This window comes from Bernardetia sp. (assembly GCF_020630935.1).
Taxonomy (GTDB): domain Bacteria; phylum Bacteroidota; class Bacteroidia; order Cytophagales; family Bernardetiaceae; genus Bernardetia.
Window position 1 is genome coordinate 1 of record NZ_JAHDIG010000005.1, and the last position, 21,428, is coordinate 21,428.

Sequence of the window (21,428 nt, forward strand, 5' to 3'; positions counted from 1 at the left end):
TTTATTAGTCTATCCTAATCCAATACAGGATGTAGTCAAAGTAAAATCTAAGGATAAAATTTTAGCCATTGATATTTTGAATGTACAAGGGCAAGTTGTTAGTTCTGTTCAGAATTCTAATACCATTAAGCTAAACAATGTAGCTAAGGGAATGTATCTTTTGAAAGTAACAACAGACAAAGGAATTCAGACCAAGCGTATTGTAAAGGAGTAAATATTATTAGCGACATAGAAGTAAAATCTAATATCTATGACATTGTTGGTGGTAATCTTACTGCTGATGTAAGAATTGCACCTATTAAATTTTCCAATGTAGAAGCATTGAACCAACTTTTTGATATTAGAGTGGGAGAAAAATAACAGACTATTATAGTAGCACTTTCGCAAAGTTATTTTTTGACAAAATATTGTTTCGTTTCTCCATAGTGCTGGGTTTACAAGTCCAATACTATGGAGAAACGAACTTTACAAAATTAACTGTAATAAGGTTTATTACTTAACTAAGTTAATTTATCTTGTTATTTGATTCGTTTTATGTATGACAACTCATAAACAGAGATTTGCACTTTTTCTTGTATTATTCTTTTTTAGTGTATTATATGTTTCTACATATTTACTAGAATCAAATATTTTCTCTACCCATACATTTAGCCTTGTAGAGACTATAAAAGAAGATGCAAAGCCAAACTATGACGATATAGATATAGAAATGGTAAGAGAATATCTCTACAATACTTCATTTCTTAATTCTAATCAGATAGGAGTGGTTGAGTTTAGTATAAATAAAAAAGAACATGATACAACAAAATCAGAATATAGTTATTTGGATAGTCCCATAGTTAGAAATGAATTATTGACAGATAAAACCCAAAGAGGACTAACTCAAGTCAAAACAAATATTATTAGAGATTTAGGAAAATATTACTTCAAAAAAAATCACATAGATAAAGCGTTAGAACACTATTTGTTAGCTTTGGAGTTGGAAGCAAAAGGAAAAAGTTTATGGTATGTTACTCTATATATTGAAATAGGAGTAGCTTACAAGAAAAAACAGGATTATGAGTCAGCAAAAGAATATTTCCAAAAAGCTCTTTCTCTTTACTATGATTTTCCAGAAGCAACCTCTCTTTATAGCTATTCAAAGTTGGCAGAGCTTTATTATGAAGTAGGAGCGTATAAGGAAGCTCTATTATTTGCAGATTCTGTTTCCTACTTAGCAAAAGCAATGAATAAAGGACAAAGAAGTGCGTTTTTGTATAGAGCAATTAGCTACTATGAACTTGAAGAGTATGAACAAACTCTGTTGAATGCAGACAGTATATTGACTTATTCTTCAAAATATGAGATAGAATACGAGCAAGCTCTTATTCTGAAAGCCAATGCTTTACTAGAACTCAAAAAATATAATGAATCTGAAAATATATTCTCAGATTTATTTTTATGTTCACCTAATCAAGAATATAAAGACTATATATCGTATCAACTATCAAAAATTCATAAGAGAAACTCTAATCATGAGTTGTAGCTTACAACAACAAAATCAAAATAATTTACAACTCAACTTTCAAAGCTAAAGTATTTATTACAATCAAATCTAATGATAAAGTATTGATTATTAAAATCTTAAATATCCAAGGGCAGATAATTAGCACTGTTAAAAATTATAATACCATTAAACTAAGCAATATAGCTAAGGGAATGTATCTCTTAAAAATAACGACAGACAAAGGAATTCAGACCAAGCGTATTGTAAAGGACTAAGAGTGAGTTGATAAACCTTGATTGATAATATACAATCTACTAAACCCTTTCTGATTTTTGGAAAGGGTTTTTTACTATGCAGCTAAAGAGAAAAGCAGTTTTGCCACCGAAAAGTAAATTGCCAATCCCAAGAGGTCATTTGCTGTGGTAATAAAAGGTCCTGAAGCAACAGCTGGATTTACCTTAAATTGATTCAAAATAAGTGGTGTAACCGTTCCCATAATAGAAGCAATAATTACAACACAAAAGAGCGCAAATGCCACTACCAAGGAAAGTGTAATCTCTCCACCTGTCAAGAGAATATTTGCTCCCAAAACGCACACTCCAATTACAAAGCCATTGATGAGAGCTACCAAAAAAGATTTTAAAAGTCGTCGCCAAAAACTTTCTTGTAAACCTCCTGTGTCTGCAAGTGCTTGGACAACCAAAGTAGAAGATTGAATACCTACATTTCCTCCTGTTGCTGTAATGAGAGGAATAAAAAATGCCATAGCAGGAACGGCAATGAGCTGTCCTTCAAAAAGACCAATAAATTTTGCCCCCAACATTCCTCCAACCATTCCAATCAGAAGCCACGGCAGCCTAGCACGAGAAAGTAACCAAACACTATCATCTTCTTCTACATCTTCCGAAATACCAGAAATGGTCTGAAGATTTTGTTCAGCTTGTTCGGTAATAACATCTAAAATATCATCTACTGTAATGCGTCCGAGAAGTTTTTTATTTACATTCACAACTGGAATGGCTTCTAAGTCATATTTTTGCATCATGCTTGCAACCTCTTCTTCATCTTGATACGAATACACAAAAATAATATCAGGTTCATAAATATCAGCTATTTTCGTATTGCGAGGATTTAGTACTAATTTTTTTATTCCGACTCTACCTAATAATTTATCATTATCATCCACGACATAAATAGAATAGATTTTTTCTACATTTTCAGTTTGCCTTCTTATTTCCTCAATACACTCTACAACTGTCCAGTTGATGTTTGCCTTTACAAATTCTTTTGCCATCAGACCACCAGCACAGTCTTCGTCGTAGTGCAAGAGTTCCATTACATTTTGGGGAGCTTCCACATGAGCAATCACTTCTTCCCTCATTTTGATAGGAAGCTCGTTGAGAATATCAGCAGCATCGTCAGAATCGGTATAATCCAATATTTCTGCTACTTCAATAGGCTGATAGGTCTTTAAAAAATCTGCTCTTACATCAGTATCCAAATCACTGATAATATCGGCTCTAACCTGTTCTGGCAGCAGTCCTAAGATATAATGACAGTCATCTGTCTCTAGCTCATCCAATATGGCTGATATATCGGCTGGATGTAAAGCAGTTGTTTGAGTAGTAATAAAATTGTTGTCTTTATTTTGAACAGCTTCTGAAAACTGGTCTAAATATTCTTGAGTAAGTGTAAAATTCACACGAGTAAATGATTGAGAGTGATAAGAAATAAAAAATGTCTTTCAAAATTATAGTTCCTTTATACAACTTGCAATTACCTACAAGGTTTTTACAATTTTATTTTGATGGGGATACATAAAATTATCAAAGACAGTTAAAAATACTGGTTTTTTGCATATTTTATTTACATTTACTTCAATCCCTTTAGTTCATTAATCGTTCATTTCTGATGCTGAAAAAAATAATATACGCTTTACTTTCATTTATAATTGCTTGTACGCCAAAAATAAATCAACAAGAAGCCACTATATTAGAAAATAAGACAACTACTATGCACGAAAATCAGATAGATAGTTTGGCAAATCGCTATCTTGACGTAGGGCGTTTTAGTGGGACAATAGTAGTGTCTGAAAACGGAGCAGTTGTGTTTAATAAAAGCTATGGGTTGGCAGACTATTCCAACGTAAAAAACTTTACGGACAGCACAGCTTTCAAAATAGGACATCTTTCAGAGCTATTTACAAAAGCCATTGTTGAAGATTTGATAAGCAAAAACAAAATAAAAGCTGAGGAACAAATAAAAAATTATATTCCTCAAATAGAAAAGGAATTTACAGTAGAAGAATTATTAAATCATACCTCTGGTTTACAAACTATTTCACAAATTCAAGAAGCCAACGAAAATATGCCATATTCTACCTTAGAATATGTTGCTTTGTCAAATTCAGAAAATCAAAACGTAGCATCAGAACTAGATTACAATATTTTAGGACTTCTGATTGAAAAAGTTACTGAAAAGAGTTTTGATGAAGTGTTGGAAGATTATGCTCAAAAGTGGAATTTAGAAAGCACTTATTTTCATAAAACAGATACCACACACCTTGCTATTGGTTATTTATTTTTCAATTATGGTAATCAAGGGTTAAAACTTTCCCCTGCTCCAAAATACCAAAACAGTACAGCATTTAGCAGTAGAGGAATAAAATCGACAGCATTAGATATTTTGAAATTTACAAAGCAGTTTCCAAATAAAAATTTTGATACAGAAGGATATTTGATGAATGATGGCTTTAGCTATTCGCTCAAAAAAGATGATTCAAAAGATAGAACTGTCCTTATTTTGAGCAACAGAAAGCACCCAGTAGCTAGAGAAATGTCGGAAAGCATAGAGAAAATACTAGACGAAGAAGAGTATGAACTTCCTTTGCCTCGCAGGGAAATTGCTATTGATGTAAATTTGTTGAAAGAATATGAAGGGACGTACTCTTTAAATGAAAATATGAGCCTTACTTTTGTAGCAGAAAAAGATAGTTTGTTTTTTTTGATGGGAGAAAATAAAATCCGACTTATTCCACAATCTGAAAATCAATTTTTTATGCTAGAGAGTGATGCCTCTACTCGTTTTGAGAGAGATGAAAATGGAAAAGTTACAAAAGCTATTTTGATGGACGGTTTCTTAGAAGGAAATACCATTATGAAAGTTATGGAATAGATTTTTTCTGTTGTTCAAAGGCTTCTAACTCTGCTTTGGCTTCTTTGCTAATCAAGATAAGCAAGAAGCTAAGAGGTAAGATACACAAACCAATTCCTCCAAATATGGCTATTACTGTTGATTGGAAAGTACCAAAAGTACGTGAGAAAAAGAAAAATAAGCTACCTGCAAAAATAATACTCATCATTATTACTGCTATCCATCTTCCCCAAACAGGTTTTAGCCAAAGGAATACAGCAAACATGTGTAACAGCAATATTACGCCAAATACCCAGTTTAAACCTAAAATATCTCCTAGATTATCTAAATCATCAAAAATCTGTAATAGAAGTGGCAATACGCAACTGAAAATTGTAATAGCATAGATACGGTGAAGAAACCAAAAGTAAGGAGAGATATTTGTTGATGAATTATCATCTTTGAATAGGTCAGAATCCAGTATTTTGTTATTTGTAGATTTTTCTTTTTGATTCGGAAATCCTATTCTTGAATAAGAAATGAGAAATAAAAAGATAACTATTCCTAAAGCAATGCCTGATAGTATAGAAACATAATCTTCAATGGTAAAGCCCACAATACATATAAGTAAAATCATAATTGAGGTAGCATAACCTAAAAACCTTGACAAAATTGACTGTGTAAATAGCCAAAATATAGACGAGGAAAAACAAGATAGTAAACAAAGAGGAGCAATTACGAATAGTGCTGTCTTTATATTCCACTCTAAAAAATCTTCCAATTGAATTGGATATTGAGAATAAACAGAGTAAATAGAACTAATAAATAACACAGTCAGTCCCAAATACAAAAGCCCAATAGCTTTTCGAATAGATATATTTTTCATAGTTCATTTTATTTCACAATTCTAGCTCCATTGCCTTCACCTTTTCCCTGTTCTGTGACTCACAGAGCAGCAAATATGTACTCTAAAAAAAGGTTTAAATTATTCTAGCTCCATTGCCTTCACAGACAGGATTGATATAGGTTTGAATAGGAATATCTACTTCTTGATAAACTTTTTCTAAGGCATTTTTAATTATTTCAGCTTGTTCTTTACCTTTTGCCATTGCGAAAATAGAAGGACCAGACCCAGAAATTCCAAAAGCAAGTGCGTCGTTTTCTAGTGCTGCTTGTTTCATTTCTTTAAATTTAGGAATCAGCAGACTTCGCATCGGCTCAATAACCAAATCTTGTAATGATTCTGAAAATAAATCATAATTTTTTTCATACAAACTGACAACAAACGTTCCCATCAGTCCCATTTGCTTGCTAAAAGTAGCTACTGAAAGCGTAGATTTTAAGATTTTTCTTGAATCAGAAGTATTAAGTTTTACGTGTGGATAGAGTGTAACAGCATATAAATCTTCCAAAACTGGAAGCTGTAAAATATCGCTTTGTTTGTTTCCTTTGGAGAGAATAATTCCACCCAAAAGAGAAGGGGCAACATTATCTACGTGTGCACTTCCACACGCCACACGTTCGCCTTCGGCTGCAAAAGCAACCAATTCTTTTGTAGAATATGGTTTTCCGATAAGTTCATTATATCCAAAAGCTGCTACTGCACTGCTGGCACTGCTAGAACCCAAACCACTACCTGAAGAGAAGCCTTTTTTCAAGACAATATCAACACCCATAAATTCATTGTGGGCTTCCTGCATCTTTCGAATCACGACAGACGAACAGTTTTTATCAACTTCTTTGGGAAGATTTTCTCCATTTATGATTTCTAAAATTTTGTTTTCGGTAGTGCCATTAGGAGTAAGTGTAATTTCATCACCCATATTTCCCAAAGAAAGCCCTAGAATATCAAAACCGACATTGAAGTTGGCAATAGTGGCTGGTGCGAAGGCTGTTATTTTTTTCATTTTTACATTAAAAAAGTAGGTCAAATGGCTTGCCTTTGACCTAATAATAGAACAATAACCCTCAATAAGAAGTAAAGCCATCGTTGAGGATTGAAAGGTTTTAGTTATTCATAATAAACATCAAATCAGCAAAAACGCCACTTGCTGTTACTGCTGCTCCAGCTCCTGCGCCTTTGATAACCAATGGTTCATCTACATAACGATTTGTGTTGATGGCAACTACATTGTCTTTTCCCTCCAAGTTATAAAATGGACTATCCGAAGGAATTTCTTGCAGAGCAACCGATAAATCTCCTTTTTCCATCTTAGCAACTACTTTGAGTTTATTTCCTTTTTCGTTTGCATTTTGATAAAGCGTTTTGAAATGATTTTCGTGCTTTTTGAGGTTTTCAAAGAGTTCTTCTACCGATTTAGAATTGGTACATTCATCTGGCAAGAAGCTATTGAACGTAATATCTGACATTTCTCTGTTTAGTCCAGATTCTCTTGAAAGAATAAGGATTTTTCGCATTACATCCAGTCCAGAAAGGTCTATGAGTGGATTGGGTTCGGTATAACCTTCTTCTTTTGCTTGCAAGACAACATCAGTAAACTGATTTTCTGCATTATAATTGTTGAAAATAAAGTTCAAACTCCCAGAAATAACGGCTTCTATTTTGTTTATCTTGTCGCCACTAATTCGAAGGTCATAAATTGTTTTCAAGATAGGCAAGGCAGCTCCTACCGAAGTTTCGTATTTGAAATAGATATTTCTTTCTTTGGCGAGTTTGTTGAGTTTCAAATACTTTGAGTATTCACTACTACACGCAATTTTATTACAAGTAACTACCGAAATGCTATTTTTGAGTAAAAACTCATATCCTTCACTTACAATATCAGAAGCTGTGTTATCAATAAAAACACTATTGCGAAGGTTCAATTCTTTGATTTTTTCAAAATATTCAGTTAATGAAGAATATGTTTTGACATTCTTGTTTTTTACCTTTTTCTTGAAATTCAAAACCTCTTCTTTGGTTAGTTCTTCCACACCTTCAAAAGTTTCTGATGCTTCTTTTAAAAGCATTTTTTGACTGTTAGCAATACCTATTATTTTAAGGTTGATTTGATATTCTTCGATGAGTTTTTGCTTTTGAGCAAAGAGAATATTTATAAATTCTGTTCCTACATTGCCAATTCCTGCAATAAAAACGTGTACATTTTTGACAGCCGAAGCAAAGAACTTTTCATGAATTACATTGAGAGCCTTATCTTCGTCTTTTTTATCGATAACAATAGAAATATTTCGCTCCGATGCTCCCTGTGCTACTGCTGTTACGTTGATGCCATTTTCTCCAATTGCTCCAAAAACTTTTCCAGCCAAGCCAATCGCATTTTTCATGTTATCGCCTACAAGTGCTACAATGCACTGATTTTCAGTAGCCTTTACTTCATTCATCCATCCTTTTTCAATCTCTTTTGCAAAAGCTGAATTGAGTGAATCCTTGGCAGTTTGTAGTTCAGATTGTTTGATTCCTATTCCGATACTTTGCTCAGAACAGCTTTGTGTAATCAAGATAATATTGATATTTGCCTCTTCTAAAATCTGAAATACTCGTCTTGCGCTGCCCTTCTGTTTAGCAAGTCCGATGCCTGAAACTGTCAAGATAGCAATATCGTCTAAGGAACAAATACCTTGAATTTTGTTGTCTGTAACTTTGTTTTCATTACTGATAAATGTCCCTTCTTGCTCTGGAAAAAATGTGTTTTTAAGATAAAGAGGAATATTTTTGTTCATGACAGGCAAAATAGAAGGTGGATATAACACCTTTGCTCCAAAATATGCCATTTCGAAGGCTTCTTCATAACTCAACTTCTGTAATGAATGTGTTGCCTGTACTTTTCTTGGGTTGGCAGTTTGCATTCCATTGACATCACTCCAAATTTCTAAACTGCTTGCATCAACAGCATTTGCATAAATAGAAGCTGAAAAGTCTGAACCTCCACGCCCAAGCGTAACTGTTTCACCGTTCTGATTATGTGCAACAAAACCTGCTGCAATATAGCTTTTACTTTTATCAACTTTAGTAAGAATATTTGTTGTAGTTTTATCTAAATTTAGATGAGCATTTAGATAGTCTTTAGATTCGAAAGTGTTGGTCGAAATTAATTTTCTACTTTCTAGTAAATCTACTTTTATTGGATTTTTTGTATTGACAGAGAGATATTTCTGAACGATAATGGAAGAGAGTTGCTCACCGAAACTTAAAATAGTAGCTCGTGTTCGGTCAGAGAGTTCTCCAAGTGTTCCAACGCTTTCACAGATGGCTTCTAGTTGATTGCATTTTTGTTGAACTTCTACAAAAAGGTCTATCTGATGCGATTCTGAAACAAGTTGTTTGATAAAATCAAAATGAAAACTTCTAAATTCTTCCAACAAAACAGTATGTTTTCCTTCTAAAGAAAGACTGGCAATTTGTTCTAGTTTATTGGTGATTCCAGAAAAAGCAGAAACTACGACAATAAAATTTTCAGTTTTTGAAACAAGAATAGCTGCAATTCTTTCAAGATTGGAAGTTGAGGAAACGCTTGTTCCTCCGAATTTTAAGACGAGCATTTTTTGACATTTATATCACTCATAAAGATATGAGTAACGGCTATTTAATACAATTTGATAAAGAAATTCAAATTTACAGTATAATTTTTTGATAGCACAATCTAAAAGCAAAAAATACTTCTTAGCAATAAAATGCACAAAAAAACCGATAAAGAATGTCATCAGAGTCTTTCTTTATCAGATTTTTATCTTACTTGATTAGAATAGATTAATTTTCTGTCATTTCTACAGATTTGTAGATTTTATCAATGAGTTCTTTCTTATCCCAAGGTTTGGACAAGAAGAATTGCATATTTCCTTTATCAAAAGCATGTTGAATGGCTTCTTCTTCAGCTTGTCCAGAAAGCATTATTTTGGCAACTTTCGGAAACTGTTTGTTTATCTCCACCAATAGTTCGTCCCCTTTCATTTCGGGCATGAGCCAGTCTGTAATTACTACAAGTGTATTGATGCTTCGTTCTGTAAGAAAGTCTAGGATTTCTAAAGCTTCATCTCCACTTTCTGCTGTTTCAATGATAAAATCCTCATTAAACTCTTGCATCAGTTGAATTTTAAGACTTCCTAATATGATATGGTCATCATCTACACAAAGAATTGCTTTCGTTTTTTTTGATTTAGCCATAAGATAAGTATTTTGGAGGTGTGGGTATAATTGAGTAATAGTAATTTAAAGATAGTAAAATTATGCTATTCTGATTTAGAAATATACGATGGTGCAATAAAAAAGTAAGTATTATATATTTCTAATATATTAAGTAAAAAAAATAGCTGAAAAAATATGATGAAACACTTTGCTTACAACGGCAACTCTACAAAAAACGTAGTTCCTTCATTTTCTTTGGTTTCAAACCAAATTTTACCATTGTGCTTTTCTACAATTTTTTTTGTAATATCTAAACCCAAACCACTTCCCTCTCCTTCTTTTTTTGTTGTAAAGAAAGCATCAAAAATTTTGCCTTGTACATTTTTTGGAATGCCTGTTCCTGTATCTTCTACGGAAACAAGTGCTTTTTTGTTATCGGTTTTTCCAGTTTGTTTAACAGAGATAGTTATCTGACCTTTCTTTTTTATTGCTTGCATAGCATTGTGTATGAGGTTTGTCCAAACCTGTACGAGTTCGTCTGGATACCCCATAAATATCGGAATAGCTTCCATGTTGAGGTGTAGGTCTATTCTATTTCGAAGCTGATTTTCATAGAGTATTAGTGTATCTTCTATACTTCGCTTTATATTGACAGACTGCTTTTCTCCTAATTGGTCTTGACGAGAAAAATTTTTGAGTGCAAAGATTATTTTTGATGCCTTATCAGTAGCTAGGCGTATCATTTTACTGCTTTTGGCAATACTAGCAAGCTGAAAAGCTACTTTGAAGGTATAAGAAGGGTCTTTTATTTCAAGCAATGGAAGATAAATTTCTGGACTTGAGTGTAAGCCTAACTCAACTATCAAATTAGCAATTGTTTCTGCATTATCTATGTCTCTTTCCTCTAAGTCTTCTATCAGTGCATACTTTGCATTTCGTGTTTCTCTTGAAGACAAGCTAACCTTTGATGCTACTGAATATTCTATTAATCTGTTGAAAACAGCAGAATCTTCTTTAGATAATCCGTATAAGAAGCTAGAAAGACGAGGAAGAAGTTCGTCCATCGCAACAATAGAGCTATCAGCCGAAGAACGAATTGCGCCTAGTGGAGTATTTATCTCATGTGCGATATTGGCTGTTAGTTGTCCTAAAGTTGCCAGTTTTTCTTTTTCGATAAGTTGGTTTTGAGCTTCTTGCACCTTACGCATTTGCTCTTGTAAGTCTTTGAATTTCAAACGCAACTCTAATTGTGTTACTACCTGATTGCCAAGAGTTTTTAGGGCAAATTTCTGAGCTTCTGTAAGTTTTTTAGGTGTGTTATCTATAACACAAAGTGTTCCTAACTTCAATCCGTTAGGGTTTTTGAGAGGCATCCCTGCGTAAAAGCGAATTTGTAATCCATCTTCATCAGCCACTAAGGGATTATCATGAAAACGTTCATCCTCCAAAGCATTTTCCACTTCAAAGACATCATCTTGTAAAATGGCATGAGCGCAGAAAGCTAAATCTCTATGAGTTTCATCAGCATCCAAACCCACCTTTGCTTTGAACCATTGACGTTCGGAATCTATGAGAGAAACTAAAGAAATTTCAGCTTCACAGATTTGAGAAGCAAGTTGTACCAAATCATCAAACTCCTTTTCAGCATCCGTATCTAATACTTCATAGCTTAGAAGAGCTTGCAAGCGCTCACTTTCATCATGAGGTAAAGGTGCAGAAATCATAAGCTAGTTTAAAAAATTATATAATAAGTAAGTATATATACTAAATAATAGATGTGTTCAACTATAAAATGGATGGATTTGTTTTTTTTTATTATTGTAATGTAATATTTTAAAAATTAAGACTCATCTGAAAGGTCTTCTTCTTCACTAAAAACATTACTATCTTCAGCTTCACTATCTTCTTCATCATTGAGTGCATCTGCTAAAATTGTACCAGCTACTCCTACTGCAACAGCTTCCTCTACTCCTATTTCATTGTCATCATATTCGGTATCATCGTAGTCTTCGTCATCTTCATAATCGTCATCTTCATAATCGTCATCAAAAAAATCATCATCAGTATCGTAATACTCTCCTCCAGCTGATTTCGAACGCTTATACATTCTCCTCACTCTCTCAATATCCGCCTTTACTTTCAGAGAATCAGCAACGCCTAATTGTAAGTCTATTTCTATTTGTTCGATAAAATCCATTTCCTCTTCTGTAACAATGTTGTCTTCCATTACTCTATCAATGAGGTTTTGCAAGACTTGTATTTTGATACTATTTAATTCGGAATCTGACATGCCCAACCTAGATTGTAATGCTCTCACATCTGACATCTCTTCTGTGGTAATTACTCCATCGTCGCAGGCTTCCAAAATAGCTACAAAAAGCTGTTGTCGGGCTTGTGTAGCCCTAGCAGAATCTGGAGTAGGGGCAGCCGAACCACTAAAAAGTTGCTGAAATTTGTTAATAAGGTCTTTGAGTATGCTCATAATGGAAAGTATTTTTATAGAGAAATAGAAATTTCAATACAGATAAGTTGTTATCCTATCACAAAGTAGCATTTTTTTTTAACATTTCTAGTATTTAGAAATTTTTATTGGACACTACTTTTTATAAAAAGAATTTTTCTGCTAATTTAATATTGATAAGTTCTATACTTTCCAAAATTGTAAACTGACTACTATCAATAATCAAATCTACAGTATTAGACATTGGTTTTTCAAAAGGACTACTGATACCTGTAAACTCTTTTATTTCCCCTGCTCTAGCTTTTTTGTACAAACCTTTTACATCTCTTTGTTCGCAAATTTCTAAAGGACAATCGACAAATATTTTGAATAAATTTTGATGCTGATTGTCTCTTTCAAAAATATCAGTTACTAAATTTTGATGCTGATGTGTGGGCGTGATAAAAGAGGATAGAACGACAAAACCACTTTCATAAAAAAGTTTTGCTACTTCTGCCGAACGGCGAATATTCTCTGTTCGGCCTTCTAAAGAAAACCCAAGATTATTATTTAAGCCATTTCGAAGCAAATCTCCATCTAATTTTTTTAGTAGGGAAGATGGAGATTTTTGTTTTAAATCCTCAAAAAGAGCATTAGCAAGAGTGGTTTTTCCAGACCCAGAAAGACCTAAAAACCAAATAACACAGGGATTCATAAAATATAAGTCTGTTTGATAAAGAATGAAATATTTTTTGAGTATAGTATTCATAAAAAAACGCCTTAATTTATATAAAAAAGGCGTTTCATTCTTTATTAATTTTTGAAATTTAATCTACATTGTCGTGTAAGAAACGATTTCCTCCTAAAAGCTCATTGTCATCATCTACTTTATAACGAGAAGTAGAAGATTCTGATGAGTGAGGCATTTCTTTTAGCTTTACATTTCTACGAAGATAAGCAGGAACATCTCTACGCTCTTGCAGTTCTTCATCACTCAAATCTGACAAACTTTGCATAGAAACAGGTCGTTGTGATTCTGTTTTTTTCTCTATTACTTGATTTTGTATAGATACATTCTCAACTTCTCTAGTTCTATTTTCTTGACTACGAGTGTTTTGTGAATGCTGATTTATGTAACCATATCCACCAACAGCTGGCGTATTTTGTGGAGCTTGATTAGTTATTTTTTTTTTTGAGTCGTCTTCATTAAAATAATCATCCTCCAAACTGAAAATTATTTTATCAGTTTTTTTAGGCTCTGTATAAGAAGGTTCTTCTTTTACAGGCTCTTGCTTTTCTATTTGAGGTGTTACGTTATTATTCGAAGTGTTTTCTTGACTTGATGAACTTTCAAAGAAATCTTTTTTTTCGTAATCTTTTACTTCGATTCTATTTTTGATTCTTTTATTGCTCGTTAGGTCATACACTTTGCGTTCTGGTCTTTCTGGTGGCAAATCTTCTGAATGCTCAAAACCAGTAGCAATAATAGTTACACTGATACTGTCTCCAAGCGTTTCGTCAGTAGCTTGTCCGAAGATAATTTCAGCCTCATCGCCTGCTTGCTCTTGTACGTAATCTGTAACTTCTTCAAGCTCATCCATTTGGAACTCTTCTTCATTACCAATAACAATAGAAAGCAAGATATATTTTGCTCCAAAAATATTAGTATTGTTGAGAAGAGGTGAAGAAATAGCTCCTTCAGCAGCACGTCTGGCTCTGTTTTCGCCTTCAGCTGTAGATGAACCCATTACAGCAGCACCTGCGCCCTGCATAACTGTACGAACATCTTCAAAATCGACGTTGATAGTTCCAGAAACAGTAATAATTTCAGCAATAGATTTTGCCCCTTTCAAAAGGACGTTATCTGCTTGACGAAAGGCTTCACGCATAGAGGCTTTTCCATACACATCTCTCAAACGGTCGTTTAAGATGACCAATACTGTATCACAATGCTCACGAAGAGCATTTACACCTTCTTGCGCTCGTACTCGTTTTGGTCTGCCTTCAAAACTAAACGGAGCAGTTACAATTCCTACTGTCAAGATGCCTAATTCTTGTGCAATTTCAGCAATGACTGGAGCAGCACCTGTACCTGTTCCACCACCCATTCCAGCAGTGATGAAAAGCATTTTGGTATTGTTTCCTAATATTTTCTTTAAATCGTCTTTACTCTCAATAGCAGCACTTCTTCCACGTTCAGGATTTGCTCCTGCGCCTAAGCCTTGTGTGAGTGTTTTTCCTATCTGAACTTTATTTGGAACAGGACTTAAATCAAGGGCTTGAATATCAGTATTACAGATATAAAAATCCACCCCTTTTATTCCGTGCAAATACATATGTGCAACAGCGTTGCCACCACCTCCACCAACACCAATTACTTTGATAATTGAAGGTTCTGTTCCGAAATTATAATTTGTAACGTCTGACATCATTGAATGCTTATTTCAAGGTTTTGGGCTTGTTTGTATATTTTATTTTCATTCATACTAATTTTACGTCAAAAAATGTGTACTTACTTTAAATACGGTATAAAAAATTAATCTGAATGAACTTTTAATTATAGCTATATTTTTAGTACCAAACTACTAAGTTCTATTTTAGTTTATTATTTTGTTATTATCTCAACCACTTTCAAACCTTTGGTTTACTTCAATGGGCTTTACTTTGTTTAGTTAGAAAGCTATTTAATCACAAAGAAACAAAAATAGTTTGATTAAGCTACGATAAGTTAAGCTAAATTATTTCAAATATGCAAAAAAAAAATAAAAAATCTAAGTTTTTTTGTGTTTAATTTTGAAATGTCAGTTTTTTATAAAAATCCATCAAAAAATCCATTCCTCTAACTGATTAGAAGAATGGATTTAATATAGCTATTATTCAACATTTACAGATTAGTTGAAATCTTCTTGAATAACGTCTGCGTGATCTACTTTCTTACGCTCCGACATAGGAACAAATGCTCTTTCGTTTTCTCCAGTATAAATCTGACGAGGACGACCGATAGGGTGTTTTTGTTCCAACATTTCTTTCCACTGTGCAATCCAACCTGGCAAACGTCCCATTGCAAACATTACTGTAAACATATCTGTTGGCAAGTTCATTGCACGGTAGATAATTCCAGAATAGAAATCTACGTTAGGGTAAAGTTTTCTTTCGATAAAGAACTCATCTTCTAAAGCTACTTGTTCAAGCTGTTTAGCAATACCTAATAATGGGTCTTCGATACCTAGTTTGCCTAAAACTTCATCACACGCCTTCTTCAAAATCTTCGCTCTTGGGTCGAAATTTTTATAAACACGGTGTCCGAATCCCATTAAGCGCATCTCACGATTTTTTACCTTTTTGATAAAGTCTTCTAATGCCATTCCACTCTCATGGATTTCTTCTAACATCTCAATTACTTGCTGATTTGCACCACCATGAAGAGGACCGCTCAAGGCATTCGTAGCAGAAGCAATAGAAGCATAAATATTAGCCAATGAAGAACCAACAATACGAACTGTTGAAGTAGAACAGTTTTGTTCGTGGTCTGCATGAAGAATCAAAATTTTGTTTAAAGCACTTACCATTACAGGGTCAACTTCATATTGCTCTGTTGGTAAAGAGAACATCATTTTGAGGAAACGTGCGCCATAGTTAAGGCTGTTGTCAGGGTAATTTACTGGATGACCCATTTCATTTTTATATGACCAAGCTGCTATTGTAGGAACTTTTGCAATAAGACGGACAATAGACATATATACTTCTTCTGGAGAACGGTTTTGCTCCATAGATTCAGGATAAAATGTGCTGAGTACCGAAATCAAAGAAGAAAGTACAACCATAGGATGAGAAGCTGTAGGGAAGCCATCAAATAGCTTACGCATGTCTTCGTGAATGAGTGTATGGTTGGTAATATCGTTTTGGAATTTAGTGAGAGAGGCTTGGTCTGGAAGCTCTCCAAAGATAATAAGATAAGCCACCTCTAAGAAAGATGCTTTTTCAGCAAGCTCTTCTATGTTGTAGCCACGATAACGCAAAATTCCTTTTTCACCATTCAAAAATGTGATGGCGCTTTCTGTCGAACCCGTATTTTTAAAGCCGGGGTCAAGAGTAATAAGTCCTGTTGTGGCACGTAATGAGCCAATGTCGATGCCTACTTCTCCTTCTGTTCCTTCTACAAGTGGTAATTCATAGCTTTTGCCTTCATAAGTGATAGTGGCAGTCTTTCCATTTTGTGACATACGTATATTAGGGTTTGTACTGAAAGTTGTGTTCTGTAAAAATATTTCTTTATTTGATAAAGTATAAAGCAAAAAGAGTCTTAAAAGTTAGGATACAAATGACTTTAATTTTGCAGTTCTGTCAATAAGTCCACAATTTAACCAAAAAAAAAGCATAAAAACAAGTTTGTTTCCCTTTGCTTCTAATAATTTGAAAGAATTAAATCAGAAAAGAAAATACTATTGAGAAATAAATATACAATGAAATGAAACACATTTCTAGTCTTTTGATGTAAAAATTATAATAATAAATGTTATCAAGGTTAAATTTAGTAAAGTTTCTTTCTTCATAGTAAGCCAAAAGCCATGGAGAAATAGATACGATTTTAGAGTACTGGACATGAACAGATATTTGCTGTTCTGTGAGCCACAGAACAGGGAAAAAATATCGTTCGTTGGTGTTTTAGCGTAGCGACACCAACAACTTTTTATCTCATATCCAGTACTCTAATACGATTTGATTTTTAATAAATTACTGACAATCATATCTGTAAAAACGTGATAACCATTATAGAGTGCTAGACATTAATAAATATTTGCTGCTCTGTGAGTCACAGAACAGGGGAAAAATACGGTTAGTTGGTGTTTTAGTATAGCGACACCAACCACTTTTTATCTTGTATCCAGTACTCTAAATCTTATTATACCTTACTAAAAATCTAAATTATATTTAGAAAAAAGTCGTAATAATACAGCGTCTTTTTTTGGATTTGAGTTTCAAAACCACTACTTTTGCATTCTATTTGTAATTTAAACCATGTATATCTCATGTACGCAATCGTAGAAATAGCCGGACAACAGTTCAAGGTAGAAAAAGACCGTTATATCTATACACACCGTCTTCAAGGAAATGAAGGTGATGAAGTAACTTTTGATAAAGTTCTTTTGGTAGATAACGACGGCACTGTTAGTATTGGCGAGCCTCAAGTTGCTGGGGCTTCAGTGAGTGGCGAAGTGCTTGCTCAAGTAAAAGGCGACAAAGTAATCGTTTTCAAGAAAAAACGTCGTAAAGGCTACAAAAAGAAAAACGGACACCGTCAGCAATTCACTAAAGTCTTGATTAAAGACATTCTAATTTAGTTTTAATTTATTACTCACTCTTTTTTATTTCTTCTAAATAGCTTTTTAGAATAGGTTTTTTAAGAAGAATAAAACTTTAAAACAATACAGATATGGCTCACAAGAAAGGTGTCGGTAGTTCGAAAAACGGACGTGATTCGGAAAGTAAACGTCTTGGTGTTAAGATTTGGGGTGGACAAGTTGCCAAACCAGGTAGTATCATCATTCGTCAGCGTGGAACAAAATTTCACCCAGGTGATAATGTAGGAATTGGTAAAGACCATACTATATTTTCTCTTATTGATGGCGAAGTACAGTTCAACAAAGGATATAAAAAACGTTCTTTCGTTTCAGTAGTTCCTAAGACTGCCGAGGCATAAGCAATAAATAGTCAAATTATTAATTCTGACTTACTTATAGAAAACCTATACTAGAAAATGGTATAGGTTTTTTTGTTTTTGTAACTTTATAAAAAATATGTAACTCGCTCTAAAGAGTGAGAAAGTCTAATTTAATTTTTTCCTGTTTATTTACTTATGCGTTATTCTATTCTACTCATTTTCTGCGTTTTTATTTTTTCTAACTGTACTAACCAAAGTTCTAAAAATTTACAAGCCAGTGAAGAAATAGAAAAAACAGTTCAAGATTCTATCAAAAAAATAGAAGAAGAAAAATTAAAGTTTATAGAAGATTCACTAGAAAAAGTAGAGTTACAAGCAAAAAAAGAAGATGAAAAGAAAGTTTATTTTGAAAGTTTGGAAGATTCAGCGATGGTAGAACTGATAAAATATGATTCTAGCTTGGTATTGGATATTCGTTATGCTACTGAAAATAATTTTATGAAACAGAAAGTGTACCCTTGTGCAAAAGCTCTTTTGAGGAAAGTAGCTGCAGAGGCTCTTTTTGAAGCAAACGAAAAGTTTAAAGAAAAAGGATACAGAATAAAAGTTTATGACGGATATCGTCCTTTGTCTGTGCAATGGATTTTATGGAATACAACAACCAATAAAAATTATGTTGCCAACCCAAGACGAGGGTCAAATCATAATAAAGGCTGTGCTGTGGATATGACTTTGGTAGATGAAAATGGTAAGGAATTAAATATGGGGACAGAGTACGATTTTTTTGGAAAAGAAGCACATCATACATTCACTAATTTTCCAACAAAAACTAAAGATGAAATTTTGAAGAATCGCAAACTTTTGAAAAACATAATGGCAAGCGTTGGCTTTTCTTCTATTTCGAATGAATGGTGGCACTACAATTTCAAAATCAAATATCCAGTTTCGGATACACCACTTCCTTGTGATTAGCAATCAGAATAATCTATGTGAGGAAGTTTGTTCTCTTCTGCTGTACAGATGACCAATGTTTTGTCCTCTTCTATTTTTTGTTTGAAGCTACACTGACAAGCCAAACGTTCATTTTCTGATAGTTTTCCTTGTTCTGAAAAGCTCTTTTCTACACTGCCTTTAGGAGTTAGGTTTTCGATTCCTTCCCTAACAATCATCTTACAAGTAGTACATTTTCCTTTGCCTCCACAAGAGTGTAACCAGTCTATTGGCTCATTTAAAATATTTTGTAATAAATTTTTTTTTGTGTCTGCCGAAAATTCTACGGCGTTCATGTTCTGAATTATGATTTTTGGCATTGTTGGCAGTGTTTTGGAAAATGAAGTAATAAATTAAGAAAATGAAAATAATTCAATTTTACTATAAAATATTCTTGATTGGAATAGTGTAGAATATTGAAAGCAAAATAGAGTTAAAATTGTTTTTGTATTTTTAAGCCAACTTTTAAGATTTTATGGAGAAACATAGATTTCGGTAAAAAAACTTTTCATAAAAAGTTGGTATTGAAACAAGGTAGTATTTATCATTATTTACGAACTTGCAATTTCAATGAATAAGAACTCATAACATCAAAATATAGTATCCAAACCCAATTACTAATACAATTATGGCAAGCAAATTAAATAACAATGCTGTTCTTGCTTATGCCGAATCATTCGCTAAGGCTGTTTGTTCGGATTTTTTTGCAAAACACGAGCGTATAACAGGTTCTCAACTCACAGATTTTTGTGGAATAAAGCAAATCAACTTATTTATCATTAAAATTCTTTTTGAAAAATGGCAAGAAGACAATGCTAAAATAAAAAGTCCGTTTTTTGACTATGAAAATCCAGAAATAAAAGCACTTTTAGAAAAGTTGATGAATATGCTTTCTAGGAATATTTCTATTGATGAGGCTACTTTCCAAAAGTTAGTAACCCAATCGGTAGCAGATACAATTCAGCTTTTATTAGCTCCTTATGTATTCTATGAGCAAGAAATTCAAAAACTCACTCAAAATGGAAATAATACCATCCGAATAAATGAAGAGTTTAAACCAGCTTTAAAATATGTCAAGACACACAAAGTTTTGTTTGAGCAGATTATCAAAGGGCTAGAAGAAAATAGCAATGCAGGGATGATTTCAGCAACACAAGCAATAGAAATTATTGGAGATATTGTAGATAACAATGTAGAATACGATGACCCAAAGACAATTTTACGTCAATTGGGTGATATTGTTCCTCTCAAAATTCAAGAGTTTGTAACCTTCACAGACCAAACACAAGAAACTAAAAAAGTAGAGGAAGCTCCAACTCCTGTTGTTGAAGAAGTTCCACAAAAAGAAGAAGCCAAAAGTTTTTTTGATACTTCTTTTGAAGAAGAGCCAAACCAAACAGCAAAAGTAGCACCTTCTACAAGTTTAAAAGAAAAAGAACCAAAACAAATAAAAGAGGTAAAAGCAGAACCAAAACAAGAAGAAAAAGAGCCAAAGCAAGAAAAATCACCCTTGTTTACTTCTTATAAACGTGAAGAGGTAAGTACCTATTCTTCTCCTACTTTTACAGAAGATGAAAAGAAAAATGCTACCCCTGTAATGGCAACAAGTGTAGTTCCAAAACAAGCTGAAAAAAATGAAAATCCTACATTTGCTGAAAGATATACAACTGGAGCAGATGATGAGAGACCCACATTTGCCGAGCGTTTCAAACCTTCGGGAAAGACTATAAAAGAACTCATTACACTCAATCAGAAATTTCTTTTTACAAAAAAACTCTTCGGTAATAACCAAGATGAACTAGAAGATGCTCTTACAGGAATCGATCGTTGTTCTACGCACAAAGAGGCGATAATGTTCTTGAAAAACAATTATATTATGAAATATGATTGGAACTTTCAAAACGATGAAGTAAAAGAGTTTTGGGAGCTTGTAGAGCTTCGTTTTTAGTTTCAATAAAAAAACTTATAAAACAAAAAAGGTCATTGACAAAATTAATTTGTCAATGACTTTTTTTTATTTTTTGAGAGCTACCAAATGAATGGTAAGGTCAAAATTGTTATAGATAAATTTATCTTTGATTTGTCCTGTTACAGACTCTGCCATATACGTTACGTCATATTCTGTTCTGTCAATGGTGAGCTCTAGGTCTGCAATAACTTGATTGTTTTGCATCTTGATTTTGGCTGGAAAACTAATTTGTTTGGTAACATTCTTTATGGTCAAATTAGCTTTGACTTCGTAATTTTCTTCTCCTTTTGCTTCTACGTTCAAAATTTCTAATCTAGCTAGAGGAAATTTCTCTACATCAAAAAAGTCTGCTGATTTTAGATGCGCTTCTAATTTTTGAGCTGTTTCTCTTTCTTCAATATCGGTACAAAAGATAGAATTCATATCTATATGTATTTTTCCTCCAGTAACTTTTTGATTTTCTGTAAGGATAATTCCTTCTTTAACCATAATTAGCCCTGTATGACTTCCTCCTAATTTTGAGCCTTCCCAAGTGATACTAGAATCATTCGGACTGATATTATAGTTTGAAAGAGTAGAAAATGAAAAGCATATAAATGAAACAATAAGCAAGAGCAAAGAATATTTTTTCATAGAAGATTTGGAAATGAAATGAGAAAAATTAAA

The 21,428-nt window shown here is 33.3% G+C and carries 20 protein-coding genes; 8 read left to right on the forward strand and 12 right to left on the reverse strand.

Features of this window, described 5'->3' with window-relative positions; all coding sequences use genetic code 11:
* From QZ659_RS02435 to QZ659_RS20515, 3 genes are all read left to right on the forward strand, one after another.
* A partial coding sequence (locus QZ659_RS02435) for a T9SS type A sorting domain-containing protein (protein WP_291721370.1) occupies positions 1–214 on the forward strand: 214 nt, incomplete at its 5' end.
* Positions 215–538: 324 nt separating this feature from the next.
* Complete coding sequence (locus QZ659_RS02440; protein WP_291721372.1) at positions 539–1,525, forward strand: tetratricopeptide repeat protein; 987 nt, start codon at positions 539–541, stop codon at positions 1,523–1,525.
* A 56-nt stretch (positions 1,526–1,581) separates the two neighbouring features.
* The gene (locus QZ659_RS20515; RefSeq protein ID WP_366935839.1) at positions 1,582–1,761 is read left to right on the forward strand and encodes a T9SS type A sorting domain-containing protein; all 180 of its coding nucleotides are present in this window, start codon (positions 1,582–1,584) and stop codon (positions 1,759–1,761) included.
* Positions 1,762–1,835: 74 nt separating this feature from the next.
* On the opposite strand, the gene mgtE is transcribed toward QZ659_RS20515, so the two are convergent.
* The gene (gene mgtE / locus QZ659_RS02445) at positions 1,836–3,188 is read right to left on the reverse strand and encodes a magnesium transporter (RefSeq protein ID WP_291721373.1); all 1,353 of its coding nucleotides are present in this window, start codon (positions 3,186–3,188) and stop codon (positions 1,836–1,838) included.
* Between the two features lie 209 nt (positions 3,189–3,397).
* Between mgtE and QZ659_RS02450 the strand changes: the two genes are divergently transcribed.
* Positions 3,398–4,660: a serine hydrolase gene (locus QZ659_RS02450; RefSeq protein WP_291721375.1), complete on the forward strand. Its 1,263-nt coding sequence runs from the start codon at positions 3,398–3,400 to the stop codon at positions 4,658–4,660.
* On the opposite strand, the gene QZ659_RS02455 is transcribed toward QZ659_RS02450, so the two are convergent.
* The 9 genes from QZ659_RS02455 to QZ659_RS02495 all read right to left on the reverse strand — a co-directional run bounded on the left by QZ659_RS02455 (position 4,650) and on the right by QZ659_RS02495 (position 16,364).
* Positions 4,650–5,504, reverse strand: coding sequence for a hypothetical protein (locus tag QZ659_RS02455; RefSeq protein ID WP_291721377.1), 855 nt, complete (start codon positions 5,502–5,504; stop codon positions 4,650–4,652). The genes QZ659_RS02450 and QZ659_RS02455 overlap by 11 nt on opposite strands.
* Positions 5,505–5,598: 94 nt before the next feature.
* A complete protein-coding gene (locus QZ659_RS02460) occupies positions 5,599–6,525 on the reverse strand; it encodes a homoserine kinase (RefSeq protein WP_291721379.1) in 927 nt (308 codons plus the stop codon).
* Positions 6,526–6,625: 100 nt separating this feature from the next.
* Positions 6,626–9,118, reverse strand: coding sequence for a bifunctional aspartate kinase/homoserine dehydrogenase I (thrA, locus tag QZ659_RS02465; RefSeq protein WP_291721382.1), 2,493 nt, complete (start codon positions 9,116–9,118; stop codon positions 6,626–6,628).
* Positions 9,119–9,326: 208 nt separating this feature from the next.
* Positions 9,327–9,740, reverse strand: coding sequence for a response regulator (locus QZ659_RS02470; protein WP_291721384.1), 414 nt, complete (start codon positions 9,738–9,740; stop codon positions 9,327–9,329).
* Positions 9,741–9,913: 173 nt separating this feature from the next.
* On the reverse strand, positions 9,914–11,425 hold the full coding sequence (locus tag QZ659_RS02475; protein ID WP_291721386.1) for an ATP-binding protein: 1,512 nt from the start codon (positions 11,423–11,425) through the stop codon (positions 9,914–9,916).
* A 116-nt stretch (positions 11,426–11,541) separates the two neighbouring features.
* The gene (locus QZ659_RS02480) at positions 11,542–12,183 is read right to left on the reverse strand and encodes a hypothetical protein (protein ID WP_291721388.1); all 642 of its coding nucleotides are present in this window, start codon (positions 12,181–12,183) and stop codon (positions 11,542–11,544) included.
* A gap of 121 nt (positions 12,184–12,304) precedes the next feature.
* Complete coding sequence (gene cysC, locus QZ659_RS02485; RefSeq protein ID WP_291721390.1) at positions 12,305–12,856, reverse strand: adenylyl-sulfate kinase; 552 nt, start codon at positions 12,854–12,856, stop codon at positions 12,305–12,307.
* 112 nt (positions 12,857–12,968) lie between these two features.
* On the reverse strand, positions 12,969–14,570 hold the full coding sequence (gene ftsZ / locus QZ659_RS02490) for a cell division protein FtsZ (RefSeq protein ID WP_291721609.1): 1,602 nt from the start codon (positions 14,568–14,570) through the stop codon (positions 12,969–12,971).
* Positions 14,571–15,032: 462 nt separating this feature from the next.
* Positions 15,033–16,364, reverse strand: a complete 1,332-nt coding sequence (locus QZ659_RS02495) for a citrate synthase (RefSeq protein ID WP_291721392.1) — start codon at positions 16,362–16,364, stop codon at positions 15,033–15,035.
* Positions 16,365–17,171: 807 nt separating this feature from the next.
* On the opposite strand from QZ659_RS02495, the gene rplU reads away from it, so the two are divergent.
* From rplU to QZ659_RS02510, 3 genes are all read left to right on the forward strand, one after another.
* Positions 17,172–17,483 (forward strand): 50S ribosomal protein L21, encoded by a 312-nt coding sequence (gene rplU / locus QZ659_RS02500; protein WP_291721394.1) that lies wholly within the window; start codon positions 17,172–17,174, stop codon positions 17,481–17,483.
* 92 nt (positions 17,484–17,575) lie between these two features.
* Complete coding sequence (rpmA, locus tag QZ659_RS02505) at positions 17,576–17,842, forward strand: 50S ribosomal protein L27 (RefSeq protein ID WP_291721396.1); 267 nt, start codon at positions 17,576–17,578, stop codon at positions 17,840–17,842.
* 156 nt (positions 17,843–17,998) lie between these two features.
* Positions 17,999–18,775 (forward strand): M15 family metallopeptidase, encoded by a 777-nt coding sequence (locus QZ659_RS02510; RefSeq protein WP_291721398.1) that lies wholly within the window; start codon positions 17,999–18,001, stop codon positions 18,773–18,775.
* Here the strand turns inward: QZ659_RS02510 and QZ659_RS02515 are convergent.
* Positions 18,772–19,113, reverse strand: a complete 342-nt coding sequence (locus QZ659_RS02515; RefSeq protein WP_291721400.1) for a 2Fe-2S iron-sulfur cluster-binding protein — start codon at positions 19,111–19,113, stop codon at positions 18,772–18,774. The genes QZ659_RS02510 and QZ659_RS02515 overlap by 4 nt on opposite strands.
* Before the next feature lie 308 nt (positions 19,114–19,421).
* On the opposite strand from QZ659_RS02515, the gene QZ659_RS02520 reads away from it, so the two are divergent.
* Positions 19,422–20,741, forward strand: a complete 1,320-nt coding sequence (locus QZ659_RS02520) for a hypothetical protein (RefSeq protein ID WP_291721402.1) — start codon at positions 19,422–19,424, stop codon at positions 20,739–20,741.
* A gap of 66 nt (positions 20,742–20,807) precedes the next feature.
* Here QZ659_RS02520 and QZ659_RS02525 read toward each other — a convergent pair whose 3' ends face one another.
* On the reverse strand, positions 20,808–21,395 hold the full coding sequence (locus tag QZ659_RS02525) for a YceI family protein (RefSeq protein ID WP_291721404.1): 588 nt from the start codon (positions 21,393–21,395) through the stop codon (positions 20,808–20,810).
* Positions 21,396–21,428: the final 33 nt, after the last annotated feature.

Excerpts from the sequence above, each read along its gene's own strand:
- QZ659_RS02440 (WP_291721372.1), top strand. The coding sequence starts at position 539 with ATGACAACTCATAAACAGAGATTTGCACTTTTTCTTGTATTATTCTTT.
- QZ659_RS02450 (WP_291721375.1), top strand. The coding sequence starts at position 3,398 with ATGCTGAAAAAAATAATATACGCTTTACTTTCATTTATAATTGCTTGT.
- QZ659_RS02455 (WP_291721377.1), bottom strand. The coding sequence starts at position 5,504 with ATGAAAAATATATCTATTCGAAAAGCTATTGGGCTTTTGTATTTGGGA.
- QZ659_RS02460 (WP_291721379.1), bottom strand. The coding sequence starts at position 6,525 with ATGAAAAAAATAACAGCCTTCGCACCAGCCACTATTGCCAACTTCAAT.
- thrA (WP_291721382.1), bottom strand. The coding sequence starts at position 9,118 with ATGCTCGTCTTAAAATTCGGAGGAACAAGCGTTTCCTCAACTTCCAAT.
- QZ659_RS02470 (WP_291721384.1), bottom strand. The coding sequence starts at position 9,740 with ATGGCTAAATCAAAAAAAACGAAAGCAATTCTTTGTGTAGATGATGAC.
- QZ659_RS02475 (WP_291721386.1), bottom strand. The coding sequence starts at position 11,425 with ATGATTTCTGCACCTTTACCTCATGATGAAAGTGAGCGCTTGCAAGCT.
- QZ659_RS02480 (WP_291721388.1), bottom strand. The coding sequence starts at position 12,183 with ATGAGCATACTCAAAGACCTTATTAACAAATTTCAGCAACTTTTTAGT.
- cysC (WP_291721390.1), bottom strand. The coding sequence starts at position 12,856 with ATGAATCCCTGTGTTATTTGGTTTTTAGGTCTTTCTGGGTCTGGAAAA.
- ftsZ (WP_291721609.1), bottom strand. The coding sequence starts at position 14,570 with ATGTCAGACGTTACAAATTATAATTTCGGAACAGAACCTTCAATTATC.
- QZ659_RS02495 (WP_291721392.1), bottom strand. The coding sequence starts at position 16,364 with ATGTCACAAAATGGAAAGACTGCCACTATCACTTATGAAGGCAAAAGC.
- rplU (WP_291721394.1), top strand. The coding sequence starts at position 17,172 with ATGTACGCAATCGTAGAAATAGCCGGACAACAGTTCAAGGTAGAAAAA.
- rpmA (WP_291721396.1), top strand. The coding sequence starts at position 17,576 with ATGGCTCACAAGAAAGGTGTCGGTAGTTCGAAAAACGGACGTGATTCG.
- QZ659_RS02510 (WP_291721398.1), top strand. The coding sequence starts at position 17,999 with ATGCGTTATTCTATTCTACTCATTTTCTGCGTTTTTATTTTTTCTAAC.
- QZ659_RS02515 (WP_291721400.1), bottom strand. The coding sequence starts at position 19,113 with ATGCCAAAAATCATAATTCAGAACATGAACGCCGTAGAATTTTCGGCA.
- QZ659_RS02520 (WP_291721402.1), top strand. The coding sequence starts at position 19,422 with ATGGCAAGCAAATTAAATAACAATGCTGTTCTTGCTTATGCCGAATCA.
- QZ659_RS02525 (WP_291721404.1), bottom strand. The coding sequence starts at position 21,395 with ATGAAAAAATATTCTTTGCTCTTGCTTATTGTTTCATTTATATGCTTT.